This window comes from Pseudomonas sp. EGD-AK9, from assembly GCF_000465935.2.
GTDB lineage: Bacteria > Pseudomonadota > Gammaproteobacteria > Pseudomonadales > Pseudomonadaceae > Aquipseudomonas.
On the sequence record NZ_AVOF01000324.1, the window covers coordinates 1 to 3,596 of the forward strand.

Sequence of the window (3,596 nt, forward strand, 5' to 3'; positions counted from 1 at the left end):
AGGGCCTGGCCCCCGGCGCCTCGCTGGAGCGCCTGCGCTTCGTGAACACCATCGAAGACTGCGTACGCGATGCCGATTTCATCCAGGAGAGCGCCCCCGAGCGCCTCGAGCTCAAGTGCGAGCTGCACGCCAAGATCAGCGCCGCCGCGCGCCCGGATGTGTTGATCGGCTCCAGCACCTCGGGCCTGCTGCCCAGCGAATTCTATGCAGACGCCAAGCATCCCGAGCGCTGCCTGGTCGGCCACCCGTTCAACCCGGTCTATCTGCTGCCGCTGGTGGAGGTGGTGGGCGGCGCGAAGACCGCCCCGGAGGCGGTGCAGGCCGCCATCGAGGTCTACCAATCGCTGGGCATGCGCCCGCTGCATGTGCGCAAGGAGGTACCGGGCTTTATCGCCGACCGCCTGCTCGAGGCCCTGTGGCGCGAGGCGCTGCACCTGGTCAACGATGGCGTGGCGACCACCGGCGAGATCGACGATGCGATCCGTTTCGGCGCCGGCCTGCGCTGGTCGTTCATGGGCAGCTTCCTGACCTATACCCTGGCCGGCGGCCCGGCCGGCATGCGCCACTTCATGGCCCAGTTCGGCCCGGCGCTGAAGCTGCCCTGGACGTACCTCGAGGCGCCGGAGCTGACCGAGGGGCTGATCGATGCGGTGGTCGAGGGCACTGCCAAGCAGCAGGGCGAACGCAGCCTGGATGCCCTGGAGCGCTACCGCGACGATTGCCTGCTGGCGGTGCTGGAGGCGATCCGCCAGACCAAGGCCAGGCATGGTTTCGAGTTCGCCGAGTAACCGCGTCTTTCCGGTGCGTGCGGCGCACCCTACGCGCGCTCCCGCCTGCGGGGGCCCGCCCTGTCGGAGCGAGTCCATCCATGTCTGCCCAAGCGCTGAGTACCTACCGTAGCGCCATTCCCCCCGAGTGGGTGGATTACAACGGCCATCTGCGCGATGCCTTCTATCTGCTGATCTTCAGCTACGCCACCGACGCGCTCATGGACCACCTGGGCCTGGACGAGGCGGGGCGTGCCCGCAGCGGCCACACCCTGTACACCCTGGAGTGCCACCTCAACTACCTGGCCGAGATCAAGCTCGGTGCCGAGGTAGAGGTGCGCACCCAGTTGCTGGCGCATGACGGCAAGCGCCTGCACATCCACCACGGCCTCTACTACCCGGAGGGCGAGGAACTGCTCGCCGCCAGCGAGCAGATGCTGATGAACATCGACACTGCCGGCGGCCGCTCGGCCGCGTTCGACGAGCAGGTGCGGCAACGGCTGCTGGCGTTGGCGCAGGCCCATCGGAGCCTGCCCAGACCGCTGCATGTCGGCCGGGTCATAGCCTTGCCCCCGGCCAGGGCCTAGTGCCCGGCCGGCAGGCCAGGATGGCCTGGTGTGCGTCCCCCCATCCCTGACAACAATTTCGCGGGCCAGCATCCCGCAAGGAGACCGCCATGAATGCCGTAGACCCCTCGCTCCAGGCCGCACCCATCGCCGATTGGCGCACCTACCCGATCAGTGCCGATCTGGTCGGTCTCGACGCCACCCGCGACAGCCTGCAGGTCGCCTGGAGCGATGGCCGGGTCAGTCCCTTCCACTACCAGTGGCTGCGCGACAACTGCCCCTGCAGCCAGTGCGTCTACGGCGTGACCCGGGAACAGCTGCTGGAGATCGTCGACGTGGCGGAGGAGCTGGCTCCGCAGCGGACCCGCATCGACGAGCAGGGCCATCTGCTGATCGACTGGCTGGGCGGTCACCACAGCCGCTTCCACCCCGGCTGGCTGCGGGCTCACGCCTATGACCCAGCATCGCGCGAAGAGCGCCAGGCGCAGCGTCCGCAACCGCAGCTGTGGGGCGCCGAACTGGCCGAGCAGTTGCCGCGCTTCGACTACCAGGCGGTGCTCGAGGATGACGCCACCCTGTTGCGCTGGTTGCTGGCGGTGCGCGATCTGGGCCTGACCCAGCTGGTGGCGGTGCCGGCCAGCGAGGGCGTTCTGCTCCGGCTCGCCAAGCGCATTTCCTTCATTCGCGAGAGCAACTTCGGCGTGCTGTTCGACGTGCAGTCCAAGGCCGATGCCGACAGCAACGCCTACACCGCCTTCAACCTGCCGCTGCACACCGACCTGCCGACCCGCGAGCTGCAGCCGGGCCTGCAGTTCCTGCATTGCCTGGTCAACGACGCGACGGGCGGCGAGAGCGTGTTCGTCGACGGGTTCGCCATCGCCGAGGCGCTGCACCAGGAGGCGCCCGAGCTGTTCGACATCCTGTGCACGACGCCGGTGGAGTTCCGCAACAAGAGCCGCACCAGCGATTACCGCTGCCTGGCGCCGATCATCGCCCTGGATGCCGAGGGGCGGATCGGCGAGGTGCGCATGGCCAACTTCCTGCGCGGCCCGTTCGACGCGCCGGTCGAGCGCATGCCGGCGCTGTATCGTGCCTACCGGCGCTTCATCGCCCTGACCCGCGAGCCACGCTTTCGCCTGCAGCGCCGGCTCGAGGCCGGGCAGCTGTGGTGCTTCGACAATCGGCGGGTGATGCACGCGCGCAGCGAATTCGACCCAGCCAGCGGCGCGCGGCATTTTCAGGGCTGCTATGTCGACCGTGACGAGCTGCTGTCGCGGATCCGCGTGCTGCAGCGCTGATATACCCGAGATGCGCGGCGCTGCAGCGCGCCGCGCATGCCCGGCCTACTTCGGTTTGTAAGCGCAATACCCCGGCCGCGGGCCGACCTTGGGATGATGGCGGCAGGTGTCCGGGCGCTTGTCGTAGACGGTGCACAGGCGCGTCTTGCGATCGAGGAACAGGCAGTCGTTGTTGGACATGCGGGTCAGGGTGAAGATGCCCGACTTCTGGTTGAAGCGCTCGACCACCCCGTCCTTCTGCAGGCGCTTGGCGATGTTCTTCGGCGGCTCGCTGCGCTCGAACTCGTCCACCAGCTCCAGGCGGATCAGGTCGTTCAGGCGTACTTCCACGGGCAGGGTGCAGCAGCTGGACATGCAGCTGTGGCACATGTCGCTGCTGTATTTGGCCCAGGTTTCCAGGCGGTCGAGTTCGGCGGCGGCGATCAGGCGGGGCTTCATCATGGTCGGGTCATGGGCGGTCTGCGCCGCGCGGGTTGGGGGCGGCGATGATAGCGGGCGCGCCGCGTTTGTGAAGCACCGGCCGGCAGTTGCCCACTTTGCGTTGTGCCTGTGACCGCTGTGGCAGTCGTCTCCCTGGGTGTTGGCGAGCGTGCCTCCTATACTGGGCGCACCTCGGCCTGCCAGGGATGCGAGGCGACTTCCTTATCGAAGCGGGACACACTGCATGCAATGGATCTTCATGCTGGTCGGCTTGGTACTCGGCGCTGGGGTCAGCGAATCCGTCACCGGCGCCATTCTCGGCGGCCTGCTCGGCCTGAGTCTGGGCCAGGCGCTGCGCCTGCACGGCCTGGAGCAGCGCAACGGGCAACTGGCCGCCCAGCTCAAGGACTTCGCCGAACGCTTTGAACGCGGCACCAGCGCCATCCACGAGCGCCTGCTCAGGGTGGAGCAGGGCGAGCGGGGCGAACCGCAGATGCCGCCACCGGCCGAGCAGGCCTCACCCGTCGCGGCCGAGCTCAAGCCCG

At 68.2% G+C, this 3,596-nt stretch carries 5 protein-coding genes; 4 read left to right on the forward strand and 1 reads right to left on the reverse strand.

The window, feature by feature from the left end; genetic code table 11:
• The 3 genes from N878_RS15115 to N878_RS15125 all read left to right on the forward strand — a co-directional run.
• Positions 1-788, forward strand: a 788-nt coding sequence (locus tag N878_RS15115; RefSeq protein WP_021444459.1) for an L-carnitine dehydrogenase, incomplete at its 5' end; no start/stop codon positions are given.
• Positions 789-868: 80 nt separating this feature from the next.
• Positions 869-1,354: a thioesterase family protein gene (locus N878_RS15120; protein WP_021444460.1), complete on the forward strand. Its 486-nt coding sequence runs from the start codon at positions 869-871 to the stop codon at positions 1,352-1,354.
• Between the two features lie 89 nt (positions 1,355-1,443).
• A complete protein-coding gene (locus N878_RS15125; protein WP_021444461.1) occupies positions 1,444-2,631 on the forward strand; it encodes a gamma-butyrobetaine dioxygenase in 1,188 nt (395 codons plus the stop codon).
• Between the two features lie 45 nt (positions 2,632-2,676).
• Here N878_RS15125 and N878_RS15130 read toward each other — a convergent pair whose 3' ends face one another.
• Positions 2,677-3,072, reverse strand: coding sequence for a YkgJ family cysteine cluster protein (locus tag N878_RS15130; protein WP_021444462.1), 396 nt, complete (start codon positions 3,070-3,072; stop codon positions 2,677-2,679).
• 223 nt (positions 3,073-3,295) lie between these two features.
• Here N878_RS15130 and N878_RS15135 point away from each other — a divergent pair.
• Positions 3,296-3,596, forward strand: a 301-nt coding sequence (locus N878_RS15135) for a hypothetical protein (RefSeq protein WP_031303239.1), incomplete at its 3' end; no start/stop codon positions are given.

Excerpts from the sequence above, each read along its gene's own strand:
- N878_RS15125 (WP_021444461.1), top strand. The coding sequence starts at position 1,444 with ATGAATGCCGTAGACCCCTCGCTCCAGGCCGCACCCATCGCCGATTGG.
- N878_RS15120 (WP_021444460.1), top strand. The coding sequence starts at position 869 with ATGTCTGCCCAAGCGCTGAGTACCTACCGTAGCGCCATTCCCCCCGAG.
- N878_RS15130 (WP_021444462.1), bottom strand. The coding sequence starts at position 3,072 with ATGATGAAGCCCCGCCTGATCGCCGCCGCCGAACTCGACCGCCTGGAA.